Source organism: Stenotrophomonas sp. STEN225 (genome assembly GCF_056756445.1).
Map to the genome: position 1 here is coordinate 82,639 of NZ_JBRRBV010000008.1, position 26,676 is coordinate 109,314.

A 26,676-nucleotide genomic window follows, 5' to 3' on the forward strand; every position below is an offset into this window, starting at 1 on the left:
CGCGTGACGCGCAGCCGCCCCGTAGGCTCGCCCTGTTGCAGGACTTCTATGGTCTAATGCCGGCAAGAAGCGGGGGTACCGCGGCCATCGGCCACGGTTGAGACAGTCCCTTGGAACCTGATCCGGCTCATACCGGCGTAGGGAAGCTTTGCAATGCAACCGAACCCGGACGCGGCCCAAGGGCCGTCCGCGTGCGGGGGCAGTGCGCCGCCGCTTCGTCCCTGACCCTCCTGGACGATGCCCGATGAACGCACAGCTCTCCGCCCTGCAGCAACAGGCCCAGCAACTCTCCGAATCCGTGACCCGGCCGATTCCCGGCTCGCGCAAGATCCATGTCACCGGCTCGCGCCCGGACCTGCGCGTGCCGATGCGCGAGATCACACTGAGCCGCACGCCGACCCTGTTCGGCGGCGAAGAGAACGCGCCGGTCACGGTGTATGACACCTCCGGCCCCTACACCGATCCTGACGTGCGCATCGACCTGTCCGCGGGCTTGCCGGCCCTGCGCCGTGCCTGGGTCGAAGCGCGGGGTGACACCGAACAGCTTGATGGCCTGAGCTCTTCCTTCGGCCGCGATCGCGAGCACGACCCGAAGCTCGATGCGGTGCGCTTCCCGGCCCGCAGCCTGCCGCGCCGCGCCCGTGCGGGTGGCAATGTCACCCAGATGCACTATGCGCGCCGCGGCATCATCACGCCTGAGATGGAATTCGTCGCCATCCGCGAGAACCAGCGGCTGGACGCGATCCGCGATGCAGGCCTGCTGCAGCAGCATCCGGGCGAAGCCTTCGGCGCATCAATCCAGAAGATCATCACCCCGGAGTTCGTCCGCGACGAAATCGCCCGTGGCCGGGCGGTGCTGCCCAACAACATCAACCACCCGGAAAGCGAGCCGATGATCATCGGCCGCAACTTCCTGACCAAGATCAACGCCAACATCGGCAACAGCGCGGTGTCATCCGGCATCGCCGAGGAAGTGGAGAAGCTGGTGTGGGCGATCCGCTGGGGGGGCGATACGGTGATGGACCTGTCCACCGGCAAGCACATCCACGAGACCCGCGAGTGGATCATCCGCAACTCGCCGGTGGCGATCGGCACGGTGCCGATCTATCAGGCCCTGGAGAAGGTCGATGGCCGTGCCGAGGCACTGACCTGGGAGATCTTCCGCGACACGTTGATCGAACAGGCCGAACAGGGCGTGGACTACTTCACCATCCATGCCGGCGTGCTGCTGCGCTACGTGCCGCTGACCGCCAAGCGGGTGACCGGCATCGTCAGTCGCGGCGGCTCGATCATGGCCAAGTGGTGCCTGGCCCATCACAAGGAGAATTTCCTCTACACGCACTTCGAAGACATCTGCGAAATCATGAAGGCCTACGACGTGACCTTCTCGCTGGGCGATGGGCTGCGCCCGGGCTGCATCGCAGACGCCAACGACGCGGCGCAGTTCGGCGAGCTGGAAACGCTGGGCGAGCTGACGAAGATCGCATGGAAGCATGACGTGCAGACGATGATCGAAGGTCCCGGGCACGTGCCGATGCAGCTGATCAAGGAAAACATGGACAAGCAGCTGCGCGAATGTGGTGAGGCTCCGTTCTATACGCTGGGGCCGCTGACCACGGACATCGCGCCCGGCTATGACCACATCACCAGTGCCATCGGCGCAGCGATGATCGGTTGGTTCGGTACCGCGATGCTCTGCTACGTGACGCCGAAGGAACACCTTGGCCTGCCCAACCGCCAGGATGTGCGCGACGGCATCATGGCCTATCGCATCGCCGCACATGCGGCCGACCTGGCCAAGGGGCATCCGGGCGCGCAGGTCCGCGACAACGCATTGAGCAAGGCGCGCTTCGAGTTCCGTTGGGAAGACCAGTTCCACCTCGGGCTGGACCCGGAGAAGGCAAAGGAATTCCATGACGAGACGCTGCCCAAGGACGCGCACAAGCTGGCGCACTTCTGCTCGATGTGCGGGCCGCACTTCTGCTCGATGAAGATCACCCAGGACGTGCGCGAGTACGCCGAGGCCGGAATGAAGGAGAAGTCCGAGCAGTTCCGCGCTGCGGGCGCGGAGGTCTACCAGCAGGGCTGATCGGACTGGCGTCGCCGGGCGTGCCCCGGCGGCGCTGCATCGCGCGCCTCACGCGCATCCCGTTATCCTCCGCCCATCTTTCCGGGGAAGGGACGCCATGCCTGTTGCCGTGACCACCCGCTGGCTGGCCATCGCCCGCCGCCATCCGTCCGCGTGGCTGCTGGGCGCGCAGCTGCTGGCGGTGATGCTGTATCCCGCGCTGGACGACACGGCCGCCGGCCGCGCCGCATTGGGCATGTTTGGAATGGCGGTGCTGGGCCTGGCGTTGTGGGTGGTCCAGCGCAGCCCGTTGGGTACATGGCTGGCACTGCTGCTGGCGATTCCGGCGGTGGTGTTCTCCATCGCCGGCGCGCTGCTGGACCGCGCCGCGCTGGTGACCACCGCGCAGCTGCTGGAGAGCCTGCTCTACTTCTATACGGCCGGCGCGCTGATCGCCTACATGCTGCAGGACCACAAAGTCACCCGCGACGAACTGTTCGCGGCCGGCGCCACCTTCACGTTGCTGGCGTGGGCATTCGCCTTCGCATTTGGGGTGTGCCAACAGTGGTATCCGGGCAGTTTCCAGGGCAGCAGCGAGGGACCTCAGCGAAGCTGGATGGAGCTGCTTTATCTGAGCTTCAGCTTGCTGTCCGGGGTCGGCCTGAGCGATGTCGTGCCGCTGCATCCGCAGGCACGCGCACTGGTCATGCTGGAGCAGTTCTCAGGCGTGATGTACGTGGCTTTGGTGGTTTCGCGGCTGGTCGGATTGACCATGCTGCGGCGTTTCTGAAAATGAATGGCAGATAAAAATTTCGCGCCCGAAAGGGCGCGAATGATGGTGCGAAGTTATGTGAATGCGTCGGCGAGAGAGAGCCTGATGTCGACCACGCGATAGGCGAGGTAACCGGCATAGGCTAGTATTCGCGCGCTCCATTGTTTTTGCGGTATGCGCCGATGCTTTGTGCGGAGTCTGGCTTTTCGCTGTTCCCCGCTGGGGGCGGTATCGAAGGCGAACACTGCCCGGAAACTGTCTCTACTGTTTAGCAAAAAATGAACCGCAGCGAAATCCAGCCCACCGAATCTGATCGGATCCGGATCGGCGAATGTGTCGTCACTTTGTCCTCGCGAGAGGTCGAAGTTGCCGGCGCGCGTCGCCCGCGCCGGCTGACGCCGAAGGCGCTGGGCGTGCTGCGTGTGCTGCTGCGGCAACCCGGGCGCGTGGTCACCCGCGAAGAACTGTTCGCCGAGGTGTGGCCCGATACGCTGCCCACCAACGATGTGCTGACGCAGGCGGTCACCCAGCTGCGCAAAGCCTTCGCCAACGACGATGACAACGGCCAGGCGTATATCGAGACGATCGCCAAGACCGGCTACCGCCTGCGCGTGCCGGTGCAGGCCATGCCCGAGCCCGAAGCGGAACTGGCGGTCGATGCCGAAGGCGCGGCTGGCGATTCCAACGCGGTCGTGGAAGTGCACACGCCAGCCCCGGAGGACATGCGACGCCGTCGCTGGCGCTACCTGCGACGTCGATTGTTGCTGGTGCTGGGCCTGTTGATGCTGGCCGCACTGCTGGTGATGACGGTCCTGCTGCTGCGCCGTGCGCCGGCCAGCTCTCCGGTGGAGGCGGCGGTGGAGAACGGCACGCGGGTGATCGGCAGCCCGCAGCGGCCCTATCGGCTGATCACCGCCACCGCAGGCTTCGAAACCTATCCCACGCTGTCGCCGGATGGTTCGCAGGTGGCCTACGAAGGTGCCAGCGAGGATGGCCTGGGCGGCGGTGCGATCAAGGTACAGACGTCCGGCAACGCGCCGGCGCGGCAGCTGCTTGTTCCTCCTGAGGGTGCGGTTGATCGCTTCCCGAACTGGTCGCCGGATGGACGCGACATCGCCTTTGCCCGCTTCTCCGCCGATGGGGGTTGTCAGGTGCTGATCGCCAGTGCGACCGGCGGCGCGTTGCGCCAGGCCACGCGCTGCGATGGCACCGAGCTGCTCAGCTTCGACTGGACACCCGACGGGCGCGGCCTGGTATTCGGCAGCATGGTGGGCCGCTATGCCCACCGCGGTATCCGAGTACTCGATCTGGCCAGCGGACAGTGGCAGCCGCTGCAGTACGCCGTCGATCAGGACGATTTCGATTACGCGCCGCGCTATTCGCCGGACGGCAAATGGCTGGTGTTCGTGCGCAACCCGCAGATGGGCGACCTGTGGCGGGTTCCTGCCGCGGGTGGCACGCCGGAGCAGCTGACCAGCGAGTCGGCCGAGCTGCGCGGATGGGCCTGGCTTGGCGACGGCCGCACCATCGTGTTCGGCCGCCGGGTCGACAGCGAGGTGCGGCTCTATTACCTCGACATCGAGCGGCGCACGCTGCGTGATGCCGGACTGGACGATGCGCAGTGGCCGGCGGTATCGCGGCATGGCGGCATGCTGGCCTTCGTCCATCGCCGTGCACAGTTCGGCGTGTTCAAGGTGCCGATGCAGGGCGGTGAACCGGAGCGCCTGTTTGCGTCCAGCGGCCGCGACGGTCAACCGATGGCAGCACCGGACGGTCGCCAGCTGGTATTCACCTCTGACCGCTCGGGCAGCTTCGCTCTCTGGTGGGCGGACATGCAACGCCCCGATTCGCTGCGGCCGATCGAGGGCCTGCGCCCGGAAGCACGGCAGGCCCCCGATTGGTCGGCCGACAGCCGGCAACTTCTGGTGGTTGGGCGCGATGCACACGGTCGCGCGGTGGTCTACGAGATCGCCCCCCGCGACGAGCGTCTGCAACCGCTGCCTGTGCCCGCCGAACAACCGCTGCAGGCGCTGTATGGCGCCACGCCCGAGCAGCTGCTGGTGGTCGAACGTGATGCCGACCAGCGTACGCGGCTCAGTCTGTTCGATCGCAGCACCCAACCCTGGCGGCGGCTGGCGAGCATCGACGGCGTCTCCCAGGTCCGCTTCGACCGCGCAGGCCGTCGGGTGCTGTTCACCCGCCTGGCGGCGGAGGGGTTGTGGGCGGCGGACGCGGCGCTGTCCCCGGACAGCGTGCGGCAGATCAGCGAGGACAAACCCAGCCGCTGGCGCTACCGCTCGTGGACGGTTGCCGGCCACGACAGCATCGGCTATCTCGGCAGTTCCACCCGCTGCAGCACCATCCTCGTCCGCATCGCCGCCGGGCAGGAGGATGCCGGGCGCTGCCTGGACGCGCAGCGCTTGAGCGCGAGCAACGGACTCAGCGCCAGCGCAGACGGGACGGCCCTGTTTGTCGCTCTGGCAGTCAGTGATGGCGCCGACATCGGCGTGATGCGGCTGCCCGAAAAGGCGCCAGCGCTGTTCCCGGCCTTTTCCAAGATGTTGATGTTCAAGGGAAATGGGCCTTCGTAATTTTTTCGTCGGGATCTCGCCGCGAATTCGTGGCGATCTCGTCGGTCTTTCCTGACGCGGTGCCGCCTGATTGGGCAAAACGGAGGCCTGTACTTGGCAAATCCGTGGTGCACCATGCGTCAACTCTCACTGGCCGATCGTGGCCAATCCGTCTCCCTGGACAAGGCACTCGATGACGTCGTGCCGACCTGTCTGGGCGTTGCCCGGCTCGGCAGCCTGCAGACCGCGGGCAGCAGCTTCACCGTGTGGATGCAGGTGCGCGGCAGCTCCTGGGTGGAGGCCAAGGAGGGGCGCTTCCGCCTGCGCCACGGCGAATGGATCGCGTTCGAGAAGGAATCGCGCCCGCTGGTGCAGGCAGGGCGCAACGGGCTGTGCATCGGCCTGAACCTGAACGTGGAAGCGCTGCGTGTGCTGGCGGAGATGGCTGACTGCGGCCTGTACGCGGGCCGCGGCCGGATGGGCCGCAGTGACGCTCGCGTCGCGCTGCGCCTGTGGCGTGATGCCTTGGCCAGTGGCCACCCGGCGCAGCACCTGCGCCCGCTGCTGCTGCATCTGGCCGGCCTGCAGCGTGGATTGGCCGACAACGTGCAGCGCTGCCCTGGCCGTTCGCGCAGCCGCAAGCGCCAGGTGTTCGGTCGCATGCAGCGCGCCCGCCTCTATCTGGAAGGCAACAGCCACCGCGTCGTACGCATCGGCGAACTGGCCGAGCTGACCAACTTCTCCAGCTGGTATCTCTCCAAGACGTTCCAGAGCCTGTATGAAGAAAGCCCGCAGTCGCTTTCGGCACGGCTGCGCCTGGAGCGCGCCGCCGACCTGCTGCGCGACACCGACATGATGGTGGGAGAGGTCGCCGCGGCCAGTGGTTTCGACAACTGCTGCAGCTTCGCCCGGGCGTTCCGCGCCCGCTACGGGCAGTCCGCTTCGCGCTTCAGGGAAAACGGCGGCTTGCTCCCGCCACAATCCGCAAAGTCTCTGGTTGGTTCGCGCAAATACAGCGCTGCAACGCAATCGTAACGTGCTGGGGTGTTTTAACACGCTGCTAACACGTACCTTGGAGAGATTGATGAACGTTCGTAACCCCGCAGTGCGGTTCGGCCTGCTGCCGGCCGGCATTGCGCTGGCGCTGGCGCCCGCCTTCGCTTCCGCACAGGAAGCACCGGAAGCAAAGGGCACCACCGACCTGGACCGCATTTCGGTCACCGGCTCGCGCATCCGCGGCGCTGCCGTTGAAACCCAGCAGCCGATCGTCACCCTGAGCCGTGAGAACCTGGAAAAGCAGGGCTACACCTCGGTTGCCGACGTCCTGCAGAACCTGACCTCGGCCGGCTCCCCGGCCATCTCCCGTTCGGAGTCGCTGGCTTCGGGCGAAAACGTCGGTGGCTACTACGTCGACATCCGCAACCTGGGCGCGCAGCGCACCCTGGTGCTGATGAACGGCAAGCGCCTGGGCGCGACCACCGCCGGCTACCAGGATCTGAGCCAGATCCCGATGGCCGCCATCGAGCGCATCGAGATCCTGAAGGACGGCGCCTCGGCCATCTACGGTTCGGACGCCATCGCGGCCGTGGTCAACGTGATCACCCGCAAGCGCTTCGACGGCGCTGAAGCCAGCGTCTATGTCGGTCAGTACGGCAAGGGCGACGGCGACACCGAAACCTATTCGTTCACCCTCGGCAGCATGGGCGAGCGCGGCGGTGTCACCATGTCCGCCGAGTACTCCAAGCAGGATCCGGTGTGGGCGAAGGACCGTTGGTTCAGCCGTGACGGCAACGCCGGCCCGAACTACCCGGGTTCGGGCGCCAGCCCGATCAACCAGAAGGGTGGCTTCTGCGACCCGTGCGTCACCCCGAACCTGAAGCAGGGCGAGCCTGGCTATGTCGGCCCGAGCGACCAGCGCTGGTACACCCTGCGTGATGGCGGCAACCCGGCCAACCGCGCCGACTACCGTCTGGAAACCTCCGCTGACGCCGTCAATGCCAACCAGCAGATGATGGTGCAGACCGGTATCGAGCGTAAGTCGCTGTACGTCAACGGCAACTACGACTTCACCGACGCGATCTCGTTCAACGCTGACGTGCTCTACAACGAGCGCAACACCACCCAGCAGATCGCAGGCTATCCGTACCAGTCGGCATCCTTCGACACCCCGCTGTCGGCCGACAGCGCGTTCAACCCGACCGGTGAAGACCTGACCTTCCGCCGCCGTCTGTGGGAAGTACCGCGCACCACCGAAAGCCAGGTCAAGACCCTGCGCTTCGCCCCGAGCATCAGCGGCTTCTTCGACTTCGCCGGCAAGACCTTCGACTGGGACGTCGGCGCGCTGTGGAACCGCAACGAAACCACCAAGCGTGGTCACGGTGACATGAGCCTGATCGCATCGGAACAGGCGCTGGGCGCTTCGTTCATCGGTGCTGATGGCGTCGCCCGCTGCGGCACCAGCATGTCCGATCCGCTCGCCACCAGCGGCTGCCGTCCGTGGAACCCGCTGCTGCCGTTCGGCGTTGCCGGTGCCGGTTCGCTGGCCGACCAGGCCACCCAGGACTTCCTGTTCCCGTACTTCACCGATACCGGTCTGACCAAGACCACCAGCTTCACCGCCAACCTGTCGGGTTCGATCGTGACCCTGCCGGCCGGTGACCTGGGCTTCGCCGTGGGCGTCGAGCACCGCAAGGAAGAAGGCCGCTTCTCGCCGGATGCCTTCGCACAGTCGGGCCAGTCCACCGGCCTGGGCGCGCAGACCACCCAGGGTGAGTACTCGCTGGACGAGGTCTACCTGGAACTGAACGTGCCGGTCCTGGCGGACATGCCGTTTGCCAAGGAGCTGACCCTGAATGCTGCGACCCGTTACTCGGATTACAGCAACTTCGGCGACACCCTGAACTCGAAGTTCGGCTTCACCTGGCGTCCGCTGGACGAGCTGCTGGTTCGCGGTACCTGGGCTGAGGGCTTCCGTGCTCCGACCATCGACAACCTGTACGGTGGCCTGAGCAGCAGCTTCGAGTCGTACACCGATCCGTGCGGCATCACCGCGCCGGGTTCGGTCAACGGCAACGCGGCCTGCTCGGCGGCGGGCGTCCCGGTCGGTTACACCCAGCTGGGCCAGGGCCTGATTCCGTGCACCTCGACCCCGTGTGCGACGCCGGACCAGTTCATCTCGGGTGCCAACCCGAACCTGACCCCGGAAACCTCCAAGAGCACCACCGTCGGCCTGGTCTGGAGCCCGCGCTGGGTGCAGGGCCTGGACATCTCGCTGGACTGGTACAAGTACGAAATCAGCGACATGATCATCGCTGACAGCGTCGACCGCATCCTGCGTGACTGCTACGTGCTGGGCGATGCTTCGCGTTGCGCCGCACACACCCGTGCAGGCGATGGCCACATCAACGGCATGACCTACGGCCTGGCCAACCTCGGCCAGATGGAAACCCAGGGCTACGACCTGGGCATCAAGTACCGCCTGCCGGAGCTGGCCATCGGCCAGTTCGCGATCGACTGGCAGACGAGCTACCTGGCCAAGTACGACGAGCAGGGCCAGAACGCTGACGGTGACAACATCACCATCGGCCGTGTCGGTGAGCCGGGCCTGTTCCGCGTGCGTTCGAACCTGGGCCTGACCTGGTCGAAGGGTGACTTCGGCGTGGCGTACACCGCGCGTTACTACTCGGGCATGAACGAAGCCTGCGTGGCCAACCGTCCGTGCGACGACGCCGACCGCTACCAGAACGGTGAGAAGTCGCCGCTGCGCAAGACCGGCTCCAACACCTTCCACGACCTGCAGGTCAGCTGGAAGGCACCGTGGGATGCCACCATCGCGCTGGGCGCCAACAACGTGTTCGACCACAAGGGTCCGATCATGTTCACCCAGCCGAACTCGAGCTTCGCCTACTACGGCGGCTTCGACGTGGGTCGCTTCCTGTACATGAAGTACACCCAGCGCTTCTGATCCATCGAAGTGCGATAGCAGAACGAGGAGGGCGGACCGCAAGGTCCGCCCTTTTCGTTTCTGTAAGGGAATTCTGATCAGGTCGGGAAAGTGAGTGCGGTCACTGTCTGCTCTTGTCGCATTCAGCACAGTAGGTGCGTCCAATACCGGACACTGGGAGATGGATATGAAGCGCACGCTTTTCCGCCAGGTATCGGCCGCCGTCCTGATCTATGCAACGCTGGTGGGCTCGCTGTCCGCACAGAACATCATCGTCTGCGGCGGCGGTGTGTACTGCGAGCAACTCCGGCTGGAGTGCCTGGCCAAGGGCAGCGCCCCGGCCCTGTGCGAGCGTCAATGGCGTCTGTGCGTGCTGGACGCCTGTCCGCAGCGCTGAGAGAGAAAAAAGGGCGCGTCCGTTGGACGCGCCCTCATGCGAGGTTACGGCAGTCGCCTGCGTGCTGCTCAGGCGTCAGTGGGTGTCAGCCCCATCAGTGCATTGGCATGCTCACGCCACTGCGGCAATCGATTGAGTACGCCTGCGCGCTGCAGATAGTCCTCGTCAACGGGATCGCCGTTGACCAGCGCCAGCGCCACGTGCACCGCGCCGGTCACCCAGAAACTGCGGGTCGTGGCGCGTTGCGGCTGCAGGTGGAACGCCACCGCTTCGATGATCGGCATCGGCAGGCCCCACAGCCCCAGCAGGTAGGCGCCGGCTTCGGCGTGCCCGGGACGGAGGTCGCCGGCCAGCGCAGGCTCGCTGCGCTCGTTGCGGACGCCCGGCAGCAGTAGGCCGATGTCAGCCAGCAGCGCCGCGGTGGCACCCAGTTCCGCACTGGAATCGGGCAGCAGGCGGGCGGCCAGGCGCGAGGCGAGCAGGGCGCGCTGCTGCAGCGAGTTGCGTTCGGCCGCAGACAGCGTCGGTGCCGAGAACACCTCGCTTGCCAGGACCAGGTCGCGCAGGGTGGACAGGCCCAGTCGGGTGACCGCCGTGCGCAGATCGGCGATGGTGCGGCCCTGGCTGAAGAAGGCCGAGTTGGACAGCTGCAGGACTTTCGCGGCGATGGCAGGATCGGCGGCGACCAGTTTGGCCACGTCGGCGCTGTCGGTATCGTCATCGTGTTCCAGGGCCTGGGTCAGGCTCAGGTACAGGTGTGGCGGCGAAGGCAGCTTCTCGATGCGGCCGATGGCATCACGCAGGCGCGGGCTGTCCAGCACCTCGCGCAGCTCTTCCAGGCTGGTCAAGGCCTCCAGCAGCACTTCCGGCGCCAGTGGCAGCGGCAGGAAGCGGTGGGCAACGCCGATCAGGCGCGCCGGTGGTGGCCGGTTGCCGTGCTGGGCATCGACCAGGGCGATACGGATGGTTTCCGGGCGCAGTGTCCGGATCTGCCCCAGCAAGGTGGTGGCATTGAGGTCCGGCAGCTGCGGGCAGACGATCACCGCGTCCACGCCCTGCGTCGCCACTGCCGTCATCGCGGTGTGGCCGTCGGCGGCGGTCAACGGCTGCCAGTCTTCCCCAAGATCGGCAATGAATTCGGTCAGCTCGGCCGGCAGGCTGGCTGCATCTCCAACAAGCAGAATACGCACGACACAATCCCCTGGCTGTCTCGACGCTGGATGTCGACGACGTGTGAAGTGACGCAATTTACCTAATACAGCACCCGGAGTGCTGTGCCGTGGTGTTGAAACGTGACCCGCATCGCTCCGGCAGGACACACCGGAGCGACGCGGTTCAGGATCAGGCCTTGCTGCCTTCCAGGTAGCGCGCGTGCGCTTCGACCAGGATCTGCTTGGCTTCCGCCGCGCCGCCCCAGCCGTCGAGCTTGACCCACTTGCCCTTTTCGAGGTCCTTGTAGTGCTCGAAGAAGTGGCCGATGCGCTCCAGCCAGTGGCTGGAGACCTGCTCGATGTCCTCCACGTGGGCATAGCCGCTGAAGATCTTGGCGACCGGCACAGCCAGGATCTTCTCGTCGCTGCCAGCCTCATCGCTCATCTTCAGCACGCCGACCGGGCGGCAGCGCACCACCGAGCCCGGCACCAGCGGCAGCGGCAGCACCACCAGCACGTCGGCCGGATCGCCGTCGCCGCACAGGGTGCTGGGCACGTAGCCGTAGTTGCACGGGTAGCGCATCGGGGTCGACAGGATGCGGTCGACGAAGATCGCGCCGGTTTCCTTGTCCACTTCGTACTTCACCGGCTCCGAGTCCTTCGGGATCTCGATGATGACGTTGATTTCTTCCGGCGGGTTCTTGCCGGGCGAGACGAGTTCCAGACCCATGGTCGTGCTCCAGGTGGGGATGTAGGCGGATAGCCCTCCATTTTATGCCTTTGCAGGCCGCTGTGCAGGTGGGGCGACCCCTACAGGCCGCTGCGCAGGTGGACGACCTGCGGCGCCCGCCTTGCCCGATGGGCCCGGAAGGCCGGCCGGCGCAGGCTGCTGGCTCGTTCCCTGGGAGATACCCGCCATGTCCTGGACAACCCGCTGCTGCGGCACGTTCCTGTTGTTCGCAACCCTGCCGGCGCTGGCACACGCCAGCCATGTCGACCTTGTCGACTACCCCTCGCTCCAAGCCAATCGGGACCGCTTCCACCGGTTGCAGGCGTCGCTGGTGCGCGAGTTCGACGGCATCTGCGCCGACACCTTCTGCGAAGGTGAGTACAGCAACTACCGGGTACTGACGTTCCGCTGTGCCGTGCAGGCCGACGCCGGCACCGTACGCCACTGCGCCTGGGGCATCGTGGCCAGCGAGCTGCAGGTCGAACCGGTCCGCGGCGAAGTGCAGGTGGACAATGCGCGCTGGATCTGCCCCGTCACCCTTGGGGAGGGGATTCCGGTGGAGGTGTTCCACGCGACGCTGGAGCAGGAGGAGGGCGCGTTCGAGCCCTTCCCGGGAACCGATGTGACGGTCTTCGACACACTGCCGACCTGCCTGGGGCGGCCGGGCAATGCCGGGAGGGCCGCCTGATGCGCGCGCTGAAGAGGGGTGTTCTTGCAGGCCTGATGGGGCTGGCCGGCGCGGCACACGCTGCGCCGGCCTATGTGGATGCACGCCTGTTCCCCAACCAGGCGGCTGGGTGGCAACGCTTCCTGGCGGTCGAACGGTCGCTGCGGCAGAGCTTTGACCACGTCTGCGGTGACACCTTCTGCGAAGGCGAATACAGCAATCTGCTGCCGATGCGGTTGCGCTGCTCGGTGCATGCGGCGAGCGGCGCCATCCAGAGCTGCATCTGGACCTTCGCCGGCAGCGCCACCGCGGTGGCTGATGATGGACGGATCGATGTCGACCTGCGCAGTTTCGCCTGTCCACTGCCCGTGGCGACGGGAACACGGCTTGAGGACTTCCTCCGTGCGCTGGAGCAGGCCGCGCCCGTCCGTGCGATCCATGTCACGCCGCCAGGCAGCCGCATTTCGATTCACGAGGGGCTGATCGGTTGCCTGTGATTCTCTCAAATGAGAACGTGACTGATTCGCATTGACGGTGTAGCATGCGCGGCGCCCTCCCGTCGTACCGGCTCCGCGCATGCCATCCAATGCCGCCACCCTCACCGAACTGCTGATCCGAGAGCGGCCGGCGCTGCTGCGCCGGGTGCAGCGCATCCTGGGGGGCGACCCGGGTGCGGAGGACGTGATCCAGGCTGTCTGGTTCAAGGCCCGCGGGGTGGGCAACGCCCCGTTGATCGACAATCCCAGGGCCTATCTGTACCGCCTGGCAGCCAACCTGGCGACCGATCATGGACGCGAGTCGACGCGCCGCAACCGCCTGTTGGCCGATCACTACCTGTGGGGACCGGACGAGGCTACGTCCACGTCCACCGAAGAGCAGGTGATGGCGCAGGATGAGCTGCAGCGTGTCCTCGATGCGGCCAGCCACCTGCCGGAGCCGACCCGCGCCATCTTCCGCCTCAATCGGCTGCAGGGCCTGACCCAGGCCGAGATCGCGCGTCGCCTTGGCGTGTCGGTCACCACCGTGGAGAACCACATCCGCGCCGCGTTGCAGCGCCTGGCCTGGGCCCGCAGCGGCCGCTGAGCGGACGCGCTTGGGGATGGGGCTGGCTCAAACGTCTTGATGGCTGGACTGTACCTGCGGTCCAGTTCCCTCTCCCCGCGCGTGAATATTCCTGTCCGCCAGCCAATGAGCCCGCCGAACACTTCTTCTCCCGCCGCCTGCGAAGACGTCGTGGCCGAACAGGCCATGCGCTGGATCGCATGGCTGGCATCGGGCGACATCACCGATGCTGGCATGTGCGAATTCGAAGAGTGGCTGGCGCAACCGGGCCATCGCCACGCCTTCGAGCAGCAGCGCACGCTGTGGCGCAGCCTCGGCCCTCGACCGGCTGTCGCGTCTGCGGTGCGGCGCCGGCGCCGGCGTCAGCGGCTGCGCTGGGTGACGGCTGCCGCTGCCGCCCTGGCGATGCTGATGATCTGGCCCGAAGCGTCCCTGCGCCTGCAGGCGGACCACCGCAGCCGCCAGAGCGTCCAGCATGTGCAGTTGCCCGACGGCAGCCGTGCGGTGCTCGACGCGGACAGCGCGATCGCCGTGCACTTCGATGCGGGCACTCGGCGGGTCGATCTGCTGCGTGGCCGCGCCTGGTTCGAGGTGGTCGCCGATCCGCAGCGGCGCTTCAGCGTGTCCGCAGGCAACGGCGTGGTTGAAGACATCTCCACGGCATTCTCCGTGTCGCGGGTCGAGGAAGCGGTTGAAACCCAGGTCGGGCAGGGCAGGGTGCGCGTGGCCGCCCCGGCCGACAGTGGCTGGACCTATCTGCAGGCGGGGCAGCGTGCGCAGTATGGTTCCGCGTCCGGCGTCGTCCGCCTGAGCGATGTCGCTGCCGACAGCGTGGGTGCGTGGCGCCAGGGCGAACTGCTGCTTGAGCAGGCCAATGTTGCCGATGCAGTGCATCTGCTCGGCCGCTATCGTGCCGGTCCGACCTTCGTGCAGGGCGACCTGTCGACCTTGCCGGCCGTGAGTGCCGCACTGCGTATCGATCGCCCCGAACAGGCCCTGGATGCACTCGCGGAGACGACGGGGCTGAGGATCACCCGCCTGCCGATGGCTGTGGTCATCGTTCACAGATGACGCCGTGTCACGTGTGGAGACGTGATCGGCAGTGATCCCCCTTGGGGCTGTGGCGCTGCCGTTCGTCTTACTCCACGAACGTACCCGCAGCCGCCACGTACGTCGCCGTGTCCACGCGTGCCGTGGATGACGCCGCGCCTGCGGCTCCGCTTTCCTGACAGGTTTCTCCATGTTCGATTCCCCACGTCCGGGCCGCACTCCGCGCCCGTCCCGCCTGTGTGTCGCACTGCTCGCCGCCGGTATTGCCGGCGCAGTACCGCCCGCGCTGGCCCAGGATACTGCCAACCCGCAGGCAGCCGCGCAGCGCTTCGACATTCCCGCGCAGCCGCTCGACAGCGCGTTGCGCAGCTACATGCGGCAGTCCGGCGTACAGGTGGTCTATCCGGCTGCGTTGGCCAGCGGCGTCACGTCGCAGGCGGTCAGCGGCCCGTTCACCGCGGACGAGGCGCTGGCAAGGCTGCTGCAGGGCAGTGGCATGGGCGTGCGCCGGGTCGGCGACGGTGCAGTGACACTGGCAGCGGCCGGCGCCCTGCAGGCGCAATCGCCGACCATCACCGGCCCGCTGCGTGTGGCCGGCGATCGCGTCGCTGAAGGCATCGGCAGCGACGAGGCGCGCCTGCTCGACAGCTATCGCAGCGTCGGCTCGACCACCACGCTGGATCGCACAACGCTGGAGCGCTTCCGTGGCACATCCAACGGCGACATCGTCAAGGGCGTGGCCGGGGTCACCGCCGGTGATCCGCGCGTGGGCAACGGTTTCGACGTGAACATCCGCGGCATCCAGGGCCAGAGCCGCGTGCCCGTCATCATCGATGGCGGGCAGTCCAGCATGGACACCTACCGAGGCTACGCCGGCCAGTCTCAGCGCAGCTATCTTGATCCGGACCTGATCTCACGCCTGACCATCACCAAGGGCCCCAGCCTGCAGGCCAACGCGTCCGGCGGCATCGGCGGCGTGGTGGAGATGGAGACGCTGAACGTGGGTGACATCCTGCGCGAGGGCCGCGACGTCGGCGTCCGCGTGCGCGCTGGGTTGGCCAACGCCAGCGCCAACAGCGTGCCGGCTTACAGCGCCGTGCCCCGGACGGACCGCAGCGCCACCGGAAGCCAGTTCTTCAACGTTGCCGCCGCCGGGCACTGGGACCGCTTCGATCTGGTCGCGGCGTACGCTCACCGCGACAACGGCAACTACTTTTCCGGCAGGCACGGATACGATGACTTTCCGCAGACGCGGCGCACGCTGGCACCGTTGAATCCGCCGCGTACCGAAGTGTTCAACACCTCCTCGCGCTCGACGTCGGCCCTGCTCAAAGGCACCTGGCGCATCGACGATGCGCAGACCCTCGAAGCCGGCTATCGCCGCTATGAGGGCCGCGCCGGCGAGATCATGGCCTCGCAGATCATCCGCGTTGAGCGGGATCGCATCCCACAGTGGGATCCCGGCCACGTCGACATGGACAGCTACAGCCTGCGCTATCGCTTCGATCCAGACAGCGAGCGGATCGATCTGCGCGTCAACGCCTGGTACACCGATGCTGACAGCGTGATGTACAACAGCCTGACCGGCATCACGCCGTGGTACTTCGACCGCCGTACCGAGTGGTACGACGCGCCGAGTTTCAGCGGCGATCCGGGCTACAAGGATGCCTACCGCAATCCGCTGCGACAGAAGCGCTTCGGCCTGGATGCCAGCAACACCTCGATCTTCGACACCCGTGCAGGCGTGTTCACCCTCGACTACGGCCTGTCCTACAGCGACGAGGACATCGCACCGGGCAGCTCCGCACCGATCAAGCAGGATGATCTGGTCAACAACCGTTTCCTGCGCAACGCTGAGCGCAAGGAATACAGTGCGGTGGCGTCGCTGAAGTGGCAGCCCGACGAACACTGGGAGTTGATGGCCGGTGGCCGCTGGAACCGGGTGGACGTGCATGACCGCAATCGTCTGGCCACACCCGATGCCTATGAAGTGCAGGGACAGTACCGCTACACCGAGCTGCTGGATGGCAACCCGGCACTGCCCTCCTGGCGCGCCAAGCGCATCGCGCTGCTGAACTGGTATCCGGACGCCGATGGTGCGTTCACCCAGGCCTCGCTGTTGGCCTCGCCGTACAAGAAAGGCACGGTGGCTGACATCGGTGGCTGGAACTTCTACGACGCTGACGCACCGGAAGACCTGGAGGTGCCGGTCAGCTGGACCTGGTCGCAGCCGATCCGTCGCCGCGACAGTGCCTTCTCACCCACCGCCAGCGTGGCCTATCGCTTCAGCGAGGACACGATGGTCTACGTGAAGTACGCCGAGGGCACCAAGCTTCCGAGCCTGTTCGAGACGACACTGGGCTTGTTCACCGCCGCCAAACCCGTCGGAGAGCTGAAGCCGGAGCGCGCGCGCAGTTGGGAAATCGGTGCCAGCACCGTCCACCATGACCTGTTCACCGCCGGCGATCGCCTGGCGCTGAAGCTGGCGTACTTCGATACGCGCATCGATGAACTGATCACGCGTGACTACCGCACGCTGTCGGCCGGCCTGATCCGCAACGTCGACCAGTTCAAGGTCTCAGGCATGGAGTTCCAGTCCAGCTATGACAGCGGCAAGGTATTTGCCGACCTGTCCGCGCATTACTACTTCAAGGCCAAGACCTGCGCCCCGGACATCGCCGCCGAGCGCCGGGCGTACGGTGCACAGCGCAACAACGATGAACTGGCCAGTACGCCCAACTGCGTGGACGGTGGCTTCGAGGGTTCCTACACCAATACGCAGAACCCGCCGCGCTACATGGTGAACCTGACGGCTGGATCGCGCCTGTTCGACGAGCGCCTGACCTTCGGCACCCGGGTGATCCACAACGCCGGCCCGATCAGCAGACTGGACAAGGACTGGAATGTCGGCCTTTCGGCGATCCAGCAGCTGTACCGGCCCACCACCCTGGTGGATCTGTTCGCCAGCTGGCGCTTCAGCGACCAGCTGTCGGTGGAGGCGAATGTGGACAACCTGACGGATCGTTACTATCTCGATCCGCTCGCCCTGGGCGTGATGCCCGCCCCGGGCCGCACCGCGCGCCTTGCATTCACCTGGAGGTACTGAGCGTAGCCTGTGGGCGTCCTGCAGCGGCCGGTACGGACCGGCCACTGCACCGCCTTGCCGCGACTGCGGGCTTACAGCCCGGTCGCTGCCTTCACCGCATCTTCGTGCAGCGACTCGTTCAATTCATCGACCACCGTGCTCCAGGCCGCATCGGCCTGCAGCGATTCGGCCAGGAACTGCCGCTGGCCATCGTTCCAGTAGGGCGCGTCGGCCACCGCCACGCCGGTAGCCAGCTGGTGGTCGCGGATGAAGCGGGCGATGCCCTCGGCGCTGGCATCCAGGCCCAGCTGCAGGAACAGGTTGGTCATGCGCGGTTCGGTGGTGATCATCATCGGTTCCCGGCGGGAAAGAGGGAGGGGCATTATCGACGCAAGCGGGCTTGGGGAAAGCCCTGCGCCACACGTCTACAGCAGGACCTCTCTCCCAGGTACCCTCCATGAACGCACATATCGCTCCTGAAGACAGCCGCAGCCTGCGCCTCAAGGCCGCCACGCGCGACAGCCACGGCGCGCTGGACAAGCGCATCATGGCCGGTGACATCTTTGCCGATCTCGGCAGCTTCGCCCGCTTCCTGCGCGTGCAGTACCGCTTCCATCGCAGCATCGACCGGCTGTACGCCAGCCCGGCGCTGGACGCATTGCTGCCGGGGCTGGCCGGGCGTCGGCGTCTGCAGCAGGTGGCAGCTGATCTGCACGACCTGGGGCAGGATCTCCCTGGCGCGGACATGGCGCCGTTGGCAGGTGACCTGCCGTTGCCGGTGGCGCTGGGGTGGCTGTACGTGGCCGAAGGCTCCAACCTGGGGGGCACGGTGCTGTACAAGATGGCCGCGCGGCTTGGCCTGGACCAAGGGTTCGGTGCCCGCCACCTGGCTGCGCACCCGGATGGCGCGGCCCGCCACTGGCGGGAATTCACCGCCGCGTTGGATGCGGTGCCCCTGAGCGCCGCGCAGGAACAGCAGGTGATCGATGCCGCCGATGCCGCGTTCCGTAGCGTGCATGGCCACGTTGAAATCGAGTTCGGCTGATGCCCGGGCTCTGCCTGCGGGCGATGCGCTGATGCGCTGGCTGTGGTTCGCGCTGGGCTGGATGATGGTCGGGCTGGGGGTGATCGGCGCGTTGCTGCCGGTGATGCCCACCACCATCTTCCTGATCCTGGCGCTGGGCTGCTTCGCGCGCAGTTCGCCACGGTTCGAGCAACGGCTGCTGGCACATCCTCGCTACGGCCCGCCGCTGCGACTGTGGCGGGAACAGGGCGCGGTGTCGCGCCGGGGCAAGGCATTGGCCAGTGCCGGCATGGCGGTGGGGTTCGCCTTGTTCTGCTGGGGCGCGCACCCTTCCTGGCGGCTGCTGCTGGGCGTGGGGCTGTTCTTCGCGGTCAGCGCCGGCTATGTGCTCAGCCGGCCGGCGCCACGACTGGAGCCGCCCCAGAGTGTCGAACGTGGCGATGTCGGCGATCCACGCCGCTGTGGGCGTCGCTGGAATCGCTGAGTCCGGGTGAGGGGGTGGAACCGGGCCCACGCCCGGCTCCACCGATCCGCTACAGCAGCGGCACCAGCAGCAGCGCCACGATGTTGATGATCTTGATCAGCGGATTGATCGCCGGCCCGGCCGTGTCCTTGTACGGGTCGCCGACCGTGTCGCCGGTCACCGCGGCCTTGTGCGCTTCGCTGCCCTTGCCGCCGAAGTGGCCATCCTCGATGTACTTCTTGGCGTTGTCCCAGGCACCGCCGCCGGTCGTCATCGAAATCGCCACGAACAGGCCGGTGACGATCGTGCCGATCAGCAGGCCCCCCAGTGCGCGTGGGCCCAGCAGCAGGCCGACCACCACCGGCACCACCACCGGCAGCAGCGAGGGCAGGATCATCTCGCGGATCGCAGAACGGGTCAGCATGTCCACGGCCTTGTCGTACTGCGGCTTGCCGGTGCCCTGCATGATGCCGGGGATGTCGCGGAACTGCCGGCGCACTTCCTCCACCACCGCGCCTGCGGCCCGACCCACCGCCTCCATGGCCATCGCGCCGAACAGGTACGGAATCAGGCCGCCGATCAGCAGGCCGATGATCACCGTGTGGTCACTGAGGTCGAAGCGGAACTCCTGCCCGGGGTTCGCCGCCTGCAGGTTGTGTGTGTAGTCGGCGAACAGCACCAGCGCCGCCAGCGCCGCCGAGCCGATCGCATAGCCCTTGGTCACTGCCTTGGTGGTGTTGCCCACCGCGTCAAGCGGATCGGTGATGTCCCGGATCTCCGAGGGCAGTTCGGCCATCTCCGCGATGCCGCCCGCGTTGTCGGTGATCGGTCCGTAGGCGTCGAGGGCCACGATCATGCCGGCCATCGACAGCATGGCAGTAGCGGCGATGGCGATGCCGTACAGGCCGCCCAGCGCGTAGGCGCCCCAGATCGCGGCACAGACCGCCACCACCGGCAGCGCGGTGGACTTCATCGAGATGCCGAGGCCGGCGATGATGTTGGTGCCATGTCCGGTGGTCGACGCCTGGGCGACGTGCTGCACCGGCTTGTACTGGGTACCGGTGTAGTACTCGGTGATCCAGACGATCAGGCCGGTCAGGACCAGGCCGATGAGGGCGCAGCCATACAGCGCCAATGGACCGTGCACGTTGTCGGACATCAGCCCCGTGGTGATCGGGTAGAAGGCGACCGCCGCCAGAACACCCGACACGATCACGCCCTTGTACAGGGCCCCCATGATCGAGCCACCGGGCTTCACCTTGACGAACAGCGCGCCGATGATCGATGCGATGATCGACACGCCTCCCAGCACCAGCGGATACAGCACGGCGTTGGCGCCGGCTTCGGCGAGCATCAGGCTGCCCAGCAGCATGGTTGCGATCACCGTGACTGCGTAGGTTTCGAACAGGTCGGCGGCCATGCCGGCGCAGTCACCGACGTTGTCGCCGACGTTGTCGGCGATCACCGCCGGGTTGCGCGGATCGTCTTCGGGAATGCCGGCTTCGACCTTGCCGACCAAGTCGGCGCCGACGTCGGCGCCCTTGGTGAAGATGCCGCCGCCCAGGCGCGCGAAGATCGAGATCAGGGAAGAGCCGAAGGCCAGGCCGACCAGCGCATGCAGCGCCTGGTCCATCTGCAGCCCGAGCCGCAGCAGCAGGGCGTAATAGCCGGCCACGCCCAGCAGGCCCAGGCCGACCACCAGCATGCCGGTGATCGCACCGCCACGGAACGCTACGTCCATCGCGGCGCTGATGCCGTTGCGTGCGGCTTCAGCGGTCCGCACGTTGGCGCGCACCGACACGTTCATGCCGATGTAGCCGGCAACGCCGGACAGCACCGCACCCACCGCGAAGCCGACAGCGGTGTACCAGCTCAGGAACACGCCTACGAGCACGAACAACACCGCGCCGGCGATGCCGATGGTCAGGTACTGGCGGTTCAGATAGGCGCGTGCGCCCTCCTGGATCGCGGTGGCGATCGCGACCATGCGCTCATTGCCGGTGGGTTGGCGCAGGATCCAGCGCGCCGAGACGATTCCGAACAGGATCGCGAGAATGGCGCAGCCCAGCGCCAATGACAGCCCGTGACGTTCCAGCATTAGACCCCTCCGCAGAATGGATGATGAGCATCCAGTGGCGATGAACTTCACCACGAGGGGGACGACGGGCTGCAGCCTGGAACCAACCCGTGCCGACCGTGGCGGTCGTCCGACGTATGGCGGTGTTCAGCATTCCCTGGTGGCCGCAGTATGCGTGCACATGCGCCCGGATGGTAGCGCCGTGCGTGGAAGGCGCAGCGCTTGCCCCTCCACCGACGCGCCTTTGCACCCTGTTAAGCCTTCCTCTGCAAGCCTGCGCTCAGTCCTGAAGGAGACCCTCCCATGCGTCTGTCCCTGTTGATGCTTGCCGCCCTTGTGCCGGCAATGCCTGCATCTGCCGCCGAGACCCCGGAACTGCAACGCGCGGTGGGTGCGCCGCAGGCGGTGGGAGCGGTACACACGCTGCGGCAGATTCCCGAAGCCTGTGCGCGGCTGGAGGGCGCCTTCACCGGCCAGGCTGCCGAGCCGTATCGATTCGCCGTGGTCCGTACCAGCGAGCAGTGCCAGCCGCGCGCTCGTTTTGTCGACTTCGCCAAGGCGCAGCCCGCTGTCGACAAGGGCTGGAAGCTCAATGACGTGATCCGCGTGCCCAGCGCGACGTGCCCGGCACAGCAGGCGGTGGTGCGGGTGTGGCGTCTGCCGGTCGACAACCGCCAGGCGCTGGACGGCCAGGGGCAGTCGCGCATCTATCTGGAAGAAGCAAAGAAGCAGGCCGCCGCCGGCAAGATTCCGCAGGTGACGATGTTCGCCGCGCAGCTGCAGGTGGAAGGCAAGGCCTGCAACTGACGCCGTCCGGCAGGGCGAAGCCACGCAGGGCGTGGATGTACTTCGGCGCGCACCGGTAGCGTCGGGCCATGCCCGGCGGAGAACCCGGTAGTGCCGGCCGCTGGCCGGCACCCCTGCCATCACTCGGCCAGCTTCGCACCGCGGGCCACCAGCAGGTCACGCAGTGCCGAACGATGGCAGTGCGCCTCATCCTCGCAGTAGCAGCCCACGCTGATGTCGGTGTGCTGCGACAGCGCGGCCAGCAGATCCAGCGCGTGGGCTGCGTCGGGCGCCTTCATCTCGGCACGGTAGCTGCGGAAGAAGGCATTCCAGTCGGCCGCGGTGGTCGCCCCGCGAGCCTGTTTCACCCGTTCCGCGCTGGGCGACAACGTCGGGAACCACACGTCGTACCAGTCCTGGCGGGCGAACTCGCTGCGTGGCACGCCGCGCGGCGGGCGGCGTACGGTGCCGATGCGCAGGCCTTCGCCTGGAACGCGCGGAGAACCGAGGCGGACGATCCGCAGGGCCATGATCGCAGTCAGACCTCGAAGGCCGGCAGCGTCTTCTTCACTGCCACGTTCTTCAGCGTCACATACTTCGGCAGGCCATCGGCGCCGTACGGCAGTGGCGCTTCGCCCTTGATCAGCGGTGACAGATAGGCGCGCGCCCGGGCAGTGATGCCGAAGCCGTCGCGCCGGATGAAGCCGGCCGGCATCTTCTTCTCGTGGTTGGCGATCTTCGACAGCGGCGCGGACTCGATCTTCCAGCGGTACGGTGCGTCGCTGCTGCGCACGATCACCGGCATCACCCCGTTCTGGCCCTTCAATGCCAGTTGCACGGCCGCCTTGCCCACGGCCTGCGCCTGGTCCCAGTCGGTGCGGCTGGCGATGTGACGTGCCGAGCGCTGCAGGTAATCGGGCAGGGCCCAGTGCACCTTCAGCCCCAACTGGTCCTTGACCCGGCCAGCGAGGTGCGCGGCGACGCCGCCCAACTGCGAATGACCGAATGAATCCTTGCTGCCGCCGGCATCGGCGACGAAGCGGCCATCCGCCGTGGCGATGCCCTCGGAGGCCACGACCACGCAGTACCCGACGCGTTCGACCACCGCCTTGACCTTGGCCAGGAAGGCCGCCTCGTCATAGGCACGTTCGGGCAGCAGGATGATGTGCGGGGCCTCATCGTCGCCATTGCCGGCCAGGCCTGCGGCAGCGGCCAGCCACCCGGCATGGCGGCCCATCGCTTCGTAGATGAAGACGCGGGTGGAGGTCTCGGCCATCGCCGCGACATCCAGCGCCGCCTCGCGCACCGACACCGCGGTGTACTTGGCCGCCGAGCCGAAGCCGGGGCAGGTGTCGGTAACAGCCAGGTCGTTGTCGATGGTCTTCGGCACGCCGATGCAGGTCAGGTCGTAGCCGGAGGCCTTGGCCAGCTGCGAGACCTTCAGCGCGGTATCGGCCGAGTCGTTGCCGCCGTTGTAGAGGAACCAGCGCACGTCGTGCGCGCGCAGGACCTGCAGCAGACGTTCGTAGCGCGCACGGTCGGCATCGAGCGACTTCAGCTTGAAGCGGCACGAACCGAAGGCACCGCCCGGTGTATGGGCGAGGGCGCGGATGGCCGCCGCACTCTCCCTGCTGGTATCGATCAGCTCTTCGCGCAGGGCGCCCAGGATGCCGTTGCGGGCCGCCAGGACCTTGATGCCCTTGGCCCGAGCCTGTTCGATCACCGCCGCAGCGGTGGCGTTGATGACCGCGGTGACACCACCGGACTGGGCATAGAGGAGGGTACCGTTGCGCATGCTTCTACCTGCTCAGGGGAGGGACATTGCAGGGACATTACCCGGATGCGGTAAAGTGGCGCTATTGCGGTGCAGCGATACCGGACCGTCCGGGACGCGAACCTTCTTTGTTTTCAACACGTTGGAGTCAGGTCAATGCGATTGGTTCTGTTGGGACCGCCCGGTTCGGGCAAGGGGACACAGGCGACGCGCCTGAAGGACAAGCTGGGCATCGCCCATATCTCGACCGGTGACATGCTGCGTGCGGAGATCGCTGCGGGCTCGGAGCTGGGCAAGCAGGCGAAAGCGGTGATGGATGCCGGCAACCTGGTATCGGACGAGATCCTGCTGGGCATGCTTGAGTCGCGGCTGGCCCAGGCGGATGTCGCCAAGGGCTTCATCCTGGATGGCTACCCGCGCAACGTGGCGCAGGCCAATGCGCTGGACGGCCTGCTGGCCAAGATCGGTCAGCCGCTGGATGCGGTGGTGCAGCTGGATGTGGCCACCGAACTGCTGGTCGAACGCATCGCCGGCCGCGCCAAGGAGCAGGGCCGCGCCGACGACAATCCCGAATCGGTGCGCCAGCGCCTGCAGGTCTACAACGACCAGACCGCGCCGGTGGTGGATTTCTATGCAGGCCGGGGCACCCTGGCCCGCGTCGATGGCGTCGGCGAGCTCGACGAGATCGAAGCCCGCATCCTGGCCGCGATCAAGGCCTGAACCAGGCGCGCGGCCGGCTGCGGTCGGCATGCAGAACACAGGCCTGGTCCTTGCGGACCAGGCCTGTGTCGTTTTCATAGGTGCCAGCGGAGGGCTTGCTCAGGGCCCCGCAGCATGAGCTCCCTTGGGGATGGCCTCTTGGGGAGTAGGACCGGTTCGGGTACTGCGGCTGGCAATCCGAATTGTGTCCGGGTTCACAGAACATCGCTATCGGGAATTCCCTGACAGGTGGCTGGAGTTTTCTCACATCGGGTGTAGGACTTGTCTGACCCCATTACGGACATTGGCCCTATACAGCCGTGATCGGTCACAATCCTCGCTCATGAGCAGCGTACATATCCTTGCAATCGCCGGCACCTTCATGGGTGGCGTGGCCGCCCTGGCGCGGGAACTGGGCCATACGGTCAGCGGCAGTGACCAGGCCATCTATCCGCCGATGTCGACCCAGCTGGAGCAGCTGGGCATCACCCTGGACCAGGGCTACCGGGTCGACAGCGTGCCGGCGGGCACCGACCAGGTGGTGATCGGCAACGCGCTCTCGCGTGGCAACCCGGCCGTGGAGGCGGTGCTCGACGCCGGCCAGCGCTACAGCTCCGGCGCGCAGTGGCTGTCCGAGCAGGTGCTGCCGGGCCGCGACACGCTGGCTGTGGCCGGCACCCACGGCAAGACCACCACCACGACCATCCTCACCTGGCTGCTGGAGAATGCCGGTCGCGCACCGGGTTTCCTGATCGGCGGCGTGGCCGAGGATTTCGGCGTTTCCGCCCGCCTCGGTCAGGGCCGTGAGTTCGTGGTGGAAGCCGATGAGTACGACACCGCCTTCTTCGACAAGCGCAGCAAGTTCGTCCACTACCGGCCGCTGGTCGCCATCCTCAACAATCTCGAATACGACCACGCCGACATCTTCCCGGACGTGGCCGCGATCCAGCGCCAGTTCCACCATCTGGTGCGCACCGTGCCGGCGCGCGGCCGCCTGATCGTCAACGGCGAGGACATGCACCTGGCCGAAGTGCTGGCAATGGGCTGCTGGACGCCGGTCGAGCGTTTCGGATTCGATCCGGCGCTGGAATGGCATGCCGAACTGCTGGCCGCCGATGGCAGCGCCTTCCGCGTGCACCATCACGGGCAAGCGCTGGGCGATGTGCAATGGTCGCTGCTGGGGCGGCACAACGTGCTCAATGGCCTGGCTGCGCTGGCCGCTGCCCATGCGGTGGGCGTGGCACCGGCCGAGGTGATCCCGGCGCTGGCGCGCTTCCGCAGCGTCAAGCGGCGCATGGAAGTGATCGGCAGCCACGACGGCATCACCGTCTACGACGACTTCGCGCACCATCCCACCGCGATCGCCACCACCCTCGAGGGCCTGCGCGCCAAGGTGGGCGATGCACGCATCGTGGTGGCGATGGAACCGCGCAGCAATTCGATGCGGCTGGGCGCACATGCACACGCGCTTGCGCCCTCGCTGGCGCTGGCCGACGAGGTGGTGTTCCTGCATCGTCCCGAGCTGGCCTGGGACGCAGCGTCGGTGATCGCAGCGGTGCGCGGCCACGCGCACGCGGTACCCGATACCGACGCATTGCTGGCACAGCTGCAGGAGCGCGTGCACCGCGGTGACCACGTGGTGTTCATGTCCAATGGTGGCTTCGACGGCGCGCCGCGCCGTTTCCTCGCAGCATTGCAGGCGCGATGAGCACGGACGCGTCACTGCCCCTGTTCCCGCTGCACGCCACCCTGCTGCCTGGCGCGGCGATCGGCCTGCGCGTGTTCGAGCGCCGCTATCTGGACCTGATCCGCGACAGCGGCCGCAGTGCGGAGGGATTCGGCGTCTGCCTGATCCTTGATGGCCAGGAGGTCGGTGCGCCGGCAACGCCGGCCGCCTACGGTGTGCAGGTACGCATCGAGGACTTCGATGTCGGCGCCGACGGCGTGCTGCAGCTGCGCCTGCGCGGTACCCGCCGCTTCCATGTCGAGCGCACCCGGGTGCGCGACAACGGCCTGGTGGTGGCCGATGTGCGCTGGTGCGAAGAAGACCCGGATGACGAGCTGCGTCCACAGCATGCGCTGCTGGCCACCGTGCTGGGTCACATCATCGAGCAGGCCGGCGAAGCCTACGCTCCGGCCAACCCTGCGTTGCTGGACCAGGCAAGCTGGGTCGGCTGGCGCCTGGCCGAGCTGCTGCCGTTGAGCGAACAGCAGCGCCTGCAACTGCTGCAGATGGACGATCCGCATCAGCGCCTGCAGCAGTTGCTGGGCTGGATGCCGTAAGAATCATTCACGCAGCGCTTGGAACTGGTGCCGCCGGGCATGGCCCGGCGCTACCACACGGCATCGCGGTAGCGC

23 protein-coding genes and 1 riboswitch are annotated in these 26,676 nt (G+C 66.8%); of the genes, 17 read left to right on the forward strand and 6 right to left on the reverse strand.

The features are described 5' to 3' along the window. Positions 1 to 61: 61 nt before the first annotated feature. Positions 62 to 162, forward strand: a riboswitch (TPP riboswitch). 82 nt (positions 163 to 244) lie between these two features. From thiC to ACVOJ1_RS10210, 6 genes are all read left to right on the forward strand, one after another. Then, the gene (gene thiC, locus ACVOJ1_RS10185) at positions 245 to 2,089 is read left to right on the forward strand and encodes a phosphomethylpyrimidine synthase ThiC (protein ID WP_065175099.1); all 1,845 of its coding nucleotides are present in this window, start codon (positions 245 to 247) and stop codon (positions 2,087 to 2,089) included. Between the two features lie 97 nt (positions 2,090 to 2,186). Further along, the gene (locus tag ACVOJ1_RS10190; protein WP_053519170.1) at positions 2,187 to 2,858 is read left to right on the forward strand and encodes an ion channel; all 672 of its coding nucleotides are present in this window, start codon (positions 2,187 to 2,189) and stop codon (positions 2,856 to 2,858) included. A 260-nt stretch (positions 2,859 to 3,118) separates the two neighbouring features. Then, on the forward strand, positions 3,119 to 5,431 hold the full coding sequence (locus tag ACVOJ1_RS10195) for a winged helix-turn-helix domain-containing protein (protein ID WP_111186802.1): 2,313 nt from the start codon (positions 3,119 to 3,121) through the stop codon (positions 5,429 to 5,431). A gap of 114 nt (positions 5,432 to 5,545) precedes the next feature. After that, positions 5,546 to 6,445: a helix-turn-helix transcriptional regulator gene (locus ACVOJ1_RS10200; RefSeq protein ID WP_053519175.1), complete on the forward strand. Its 900-nt coding sequence runs from the start codon at positions 5,546 to 5,548 to the stop codon at positions 6,443 to 6,445. 49 nt (positions 6,446 to 6,494) lie between these two features. Further along, complete coding sequence (locus ACVOJ1_RS10205; RefSeq protein WP_053519177.1) at positions 6,495 to 9,374, forward strand: TonB-dependent receptor plug domain-containing protein; 2,880 nt, start codon at positions 6,495 to 6,497, stop codon at positions 9,372 to 9,374. 166 nt (positions 9,375 to 9,540) lie between these two features. Next, the gene (locus ACVOJ1_RS10210) at positions 9,541 to 9,750 is read left to right on the forward strand and encodes a hypothetical protein (protein ID WP_164150850.1); all 210 of its coding nucleotides are present in this window, start codon (positions 9,541 to 9,543) and stop codon (positions 9,748 to 9,750) included. 68 nt (positions 9,751 to 9,818) lie between these two features. Here ACVOJ1_RS10210 and ACVOJ1_RS10215 read toward each other — a convergent pair whose 3' ends face one another. Both ACVOJ1_RS10215 and ppa read right to left on the reverse strand, forming a co-directional pair. Beyond that, entirely contained in the window at positions 9,819 to 10,940 is a 1,122-nt protein-coding gene (locus tag ACVOJ1_RS10215) for an HDOD domain-containing protein (RefSeq protein ID WP_053519181.1), read from the reverse strand. Positions 10,941 to 11,091: 151 nt separating this feature from the next. Beyond that, positions 11,092 to 11,631, reverse strand: a complete 540-nt coding sequence (ppa, locus tag ACVOJ1_RS10220) for an inorganic diphosphatase (RefSeq protein WP_053519183.1) — start codon at positions 11,629 to 11,631, stop codon at positions 11,092 to 11,094. A gap of 187 nt (positions 11,632 to 11,818) precedes the next feature. Between ppa and ACVOJ1_RS10225 the strand changes: the two genes are divergently transcribed. The 5 genes from ACVOJ1_RS10225 (at position 11,819) to ACVOJ1_RS10245 (ending at position 17,516) form a co-directional block, all read left to right on the forward strand. Then, positions 11,819 to 12,319, forward strand: a complete 501-nt coding sequence (locus ACVOJ1_RS10225) for a hypothetical protein (protein ID WP_111186800.1) — start codon at positions 11,819 to 11,821, stop codon at positions 12,317 to 12,319. Further along, positions 12,319 to 12,795, forward strand: coding sequence for a hypothetical protein (locus tag ACVOJ1_RS10230; protein WP_111186799.1), 477 nt, complete (start codon positions 12,319 to 12,321; stop codon positions 12,793 to 12,795). Before ACVOJ1_RS10225 ends, ACVOJ1_RS10230 begins: the two co-directional genes overlap by 1 nt. Positions 12,796 to 12,874: 79 nt before the next feature. Next, positions 12,875 to 13,381, forward strand: coding sequence for an RNA polymerase sigma factor (locus tag ACVOJ1_RS10235; RefSeq protein ID WP_053519189.1), 507 nt, complete (start codon positions 12,875 to 12,877; stop codon positions 13,379 to 13,381). A 105-nt stretch (positions 13,382 to 13,486) separates the two neighbouring features. Then, on the forward strand, positions 13,487 to 14,431 hold the full coding sequence (locus ACVOJ1_RS10240; protein ID WP_279942831.1) for a FecR family protein: 945 nt from the start codon (positions 13,487 to 13,489) through the stop codon (positions 14,429 to 14,431). A 169-nt stretch (positions 14,432 to 14,600) separates the two neighbouring features. Continuing rightward, positions 14,601 to 17,516 carry a TonB-dependent receptor gene (locus ACVOJ1_RS10245; RefSeq protein ID WP_346480375.1) on the forward strand — a complete coding sequence of 972 codons (2,916 nt, stop codon included), beginning with the start codon at positions 14,601 to 14,603 and terminating at the stop codon, positions 17,514 to 17,516. A 71-nt stretch (positions 17,517 to 17,587) separates the two neighbouring features. On the opposite strand, the gene ACVOJ1_RS10250 is transcribed toward ACVOJ1_RS10245, so the two are convergent. Next, positions 17,588 to 17,845, reverse strand: coding sequence for a DUF2789 domain-containing protein (locus ACVOJ1_RS10250; RefSeq protein WP_053519195.1), 258 nt, complete (start codon positions 17,843 to 17,845; stop codon positions 17,588 to 17,590). A 107-nt stretch (positions 17,846 to 17,952) separates the two neighbouring features. Between ACVOJ1_RS10250 and ACVOJ1_RS10255 the strand changes: the two genes are divergently transcribed. Together ACVOJ1_RS10255 and ACVOJ1_RS10260 are read left to right on the forward strand one after the other, a co-directional pair. Further along, a complete protein-coding gene (locus tag ACVOJ1_RS10255; RefSeq protein WP_065175093.1) occupies positions 17,953 to 18,540 on the forward strand; it encodes a biliverdin-producing heme oxygenase in 588 nt (195 codons plus the stop codon). A gap of 31 nt (positions 18,541 to 18,571) precedes the next feature. Then, positions 18,572 to 19,003: a YbaN family protein gene (locus tag ACVOJ1_RS10260; protein WP_065181703.1), complete on the forward strand. Its 432-nt coding sequence runs from the start codon at positions 18,572 to 18,574 to the stop codon at positions 19,001 to 19,003. A 49-nt stretch (positions 19,004 to 19,052) separates the two neighbouring features. Here the strand turns inward: ACVOJ1_RS10260 and ACVOJ1_RS10265 are convergent, their stop codons facing one another. Then, on the reverse strand, positions 19,053 to 21,080 hold the full coding sequence (locus tag ACVOJ1_RS10265; protein WP_053519201.1) for a sodium-translocating pyrophosphatase: 2,028 nt from the start codon (positions 21,078 to 21,080) through the stop codon (positions 19,053 to 19,055). A gap of 282 nt (positions 21,081 to 21,362) precedes the next feature. Here ACVOJ1_RS10265 and ACVOJ1_RS10270 point away from each other — a divergent pair, with 282 nt between their 5' ends. After that, positions 21,363 to 21,866: a hypothetical protein gene (locus ACVOJ1_RS10270; RefSeq protein ID WP_065175090.1), complete on the forward strand. Its 504-nt coding sequence runs from the start codon at positions 21,363 to 21,365 to the stop codon at positions 21,864 to 21,866. A 119-nt stretch (positions 21,867 to 21,985) separates the two neighbouring features. Here the strand turns inward: ACVOJ1_RS10270 and ACVOJ1_RS10275 are convergent, their stop codons facing one another. Then, positions 21,986 to 22,375 carry a DUF488 domain-containing protein gene (locus ACVOJ1_RS10275; RefSeq protein WP_053519206.1) on the reverse strand — a complete coding sequence of 130 codons (390 nt, stop codon included), beginning with the start codon at positions 22,373 to 22,375 and terminating at the stop codon, positions 21,986 to 21,988. Positions 22,376 to 22,383: 8 nt separating this feature from the next. Then, entirely contained in the window at positions 22,384 to 23,640 is a 1,257-nt protein-coding gene (locus ACVOJ1_RS10280) for a 6-phosphofructokinase (RefSeq protein ID WP_053519209.1), read from the reverse strand. A gap of 135 nt (positions 23,641 to 23,775) precedes the next feature. On the opposite strand from ACVOJ1_RS10280, the gene ACVOJ1_RS10285 reads away from it, so the two are divergent. The 3 genes from ACVOJ1_RS10285 (at position 23,776) to ACVOJ1_RS10295 (ending at position 26,601) form a co-directional block, all read left to right on the forward strand. Then, a complete protein-coding gene (locus ACVOJ1_RS10285) occupies positions 23,776 to 24,339 on the forward strand; it encodes an adenylate kinase (RefSeq protein ID WP_053519211.1) in 564 nt (187 codons plus the stop codon). A gap of 322 nt (positions 24,340 to 24,661) precedes the next feature. Continuing rightward, positions 24,662 to 26,026 carry a UDP-N-acetylmuramate:L-alanyl-gamma-D-glutamyl-meso-diaminopimelate ligase gene (mpl, locus tag ACVOJ1_RS10290; protein WP_197572636.1) on the forward strand — a complete coding sequence of 455 codons (1,365 nt, stop codon included), beginning with the start codon at positions 24,662 to 24,664 and terminating at the stop codon, positions 26,024 to 26,026. Continuing rightward, complete coding sequence (locus tag ACVOJ1_RS10295; RefSeq protein ID WP_065175087.1) at positions 26,023 to 26,601, forward strand: LON peptidase substrate-binding domain-containing protein; 579 nt, start codon at positions 26,023 to 26,025, stop codon at positions 26,599 to 26,601. The genes mpl and ACVOJ1_RS10295 overlap by 4 nt, the downstream gene beginning before the upstream one ends. The last annotated feature ends 75 nt before the right edge of the window (positions 26,602 to 26,676 follow it).

What these genes read in the sequence shown, in the direction of transcription:
- thiC (WP_065175099.1), top strand. Translation starts at nt 245, where the DNA reads ATGAACGCACAGCTCTCCGCCCTGCAGCAACAGGCCCAGCAACTCTCC.
- ACVOJ1_RS10190 (WP_053519170.1), top strand. Translation starts at nt 2,187, where the DNA reads ATGCCTGTTGCCGTGACCACCCGCTGGCTGGCCATCGCCCGCCGCCAT.
- ACVOJ1_RS10195 (WP_111186802.1), top strand. Translation starts at nt 3,119, where the DNA reads ATGAACCGCAGCGAAATCCAGCCCACCGAATCTGATCGGATCCGGATC.
- ACVOJ1_RS10200 (WP_053519175.1), top strand. Translation starts at nt 5,546, where the DNA reads ATGCGTCAACTCTCACTGGCCGATCGTGGCCAATCCGTCTCCCTGGAC.
- ACVOJ1_RS10205 (WP_053519177.1), top strand. Translation starts at nt 6,495, where the DNA reads ATGAACGTTCGTAACCCCGCAGTGCGGTTCGGCCTGCTGCCGGCCGGC.
- ACVOJ1_RS10210 (WP_164150850.1), top strand. Translation starts at nt 9,541, where the DNA reads ATGAAGCGCACGCTTTTCCGCCAGGTATCGGCCGCCGTCCTGATCTAT.
- ppa (WP_053519183.1), bottom strand. Translation starts at nt 11,631, where the DNA reads ATGGGTCTGGAACTCGTCTCGCCCGGCAAGAACCCGCCGGAAGAAATC.
- ACVOJ1_RS10225 (WP_111186800.1), top strand. Translation starts at nt 11,819, where the DNA reads ATGTCCTGGACAACCCGCTGCTGCGGCACGTTCCTGTTGTTCGCAACC.
- ACVOJ1_RS10230 (WP_111186799.1), top strand. Translation starts at nt 12,319, where the DNA reads ATGCGCGCGCTGAAGAGGGGTGTTCTTGCAGGCCTGATGGGGCTGGCC.
- ACVOJ1_RS10235 (WP_053519189.1), top strand. Translation starts at nt 12,875, where the DNA reads ATGCCATCCAATGCCGCCACCCTCACCGAACTGCTGATCCGAGAGCGG.
- ACVOJ1_RS10240 (WP_279942831.1), top strand. Translation starts at nt 13,487, where the DNA reads ATGAGCCCGCCGAACACTTCTTCTCCCGCCGCCTGCGAAGACGTCGTG.
- ACVOJ1_RS10245 (WP_346480375.1), top strand. Translation starts at nt 14,601, where the DNA reads ATGTTCGATTCCCCACGTCCGGGCCGCACTCCGCGCCCGTCCCGCCTG.
- ACVOJ1_RS10250 (WP_053519195.1), bottom strand. Translation starts at nt 17,845, where the DNA reads ATGATCACCACCGAACCGCGCATGACCAACCTGTTCCTGCAGCTGGGC.
- ACVOJ1_RS10255 (WP_065175093.1), top strand. Translation starts at nt 17,953, where the DNA reads ATGAACGCACATATCGCTCCTGAAGACAGCCGCAGCCTGCGCCTCAAG.
- ACVOJ1_RS10260 (WP_065181703.1), top strand. Translation starts at nt 18,572, where the DNA reads ATGCGCTGGCTGTGGTTCGCGCTGGGCTGGATGATGGTCGGGCTGGGG.
- ACVOJ1_RS10265 (WP_053519201.1), bottom strand. Translation starts at nt 21,080, where the DNA reads ATGCTGGAACGTCACGGGCTGTCATTGGCGCTGGGCTGCGCCATTCTC.
- ACVOJ1_RS10270 (WP_065175090.1), top strand. Translation starts at nt 21,363, where the DNA reads ATGCGTCTGTCCCTGTTGATGCTTGCCGCCCTTGTGCCGGCAATGCCT.
- ACVOJ1_RS10275 (WP_053519206.1), bottom strand. Translation starts at nt 22,375, where the DNA reads ATGGCCCTGCGGATCGTCCGCCTCGGTTCTCCGCGCGTTCCAGGCGAA.
- ACVOJ1_RS10280 (WP_053519209.1), bottom strand. Translation starts at nt 23,640, where the DNA reads ATGCGCAACGGTACCCTCCTCTATGCCCAGTCCGGTGGTGTCACCGCG.
- ACVOJ1_RS10285 (WP_053519211.1), top strand. Translation starts at nt 23,776, where the DNA reads ATGCGATTGGTTCTGTTGGGACCGCCCGGTTCGGGCAAGGGGACACAG.
- mpl (WP_197572636.1), top strand. Translation starts at nt 24,662, where the DNA reads ATGAGCAGCGTACATATCCTTGCAATCGCCGGCACCTTCATGGGTGGC.
- ACVOJ1_RS10295 (WP_065175087.1), top strand. Translation starts at nt 26,023, where the DNA reads ATGAGCACGGACGCGTCACTGCCCCTGTTCCCGCTGCACGCCACCCTG.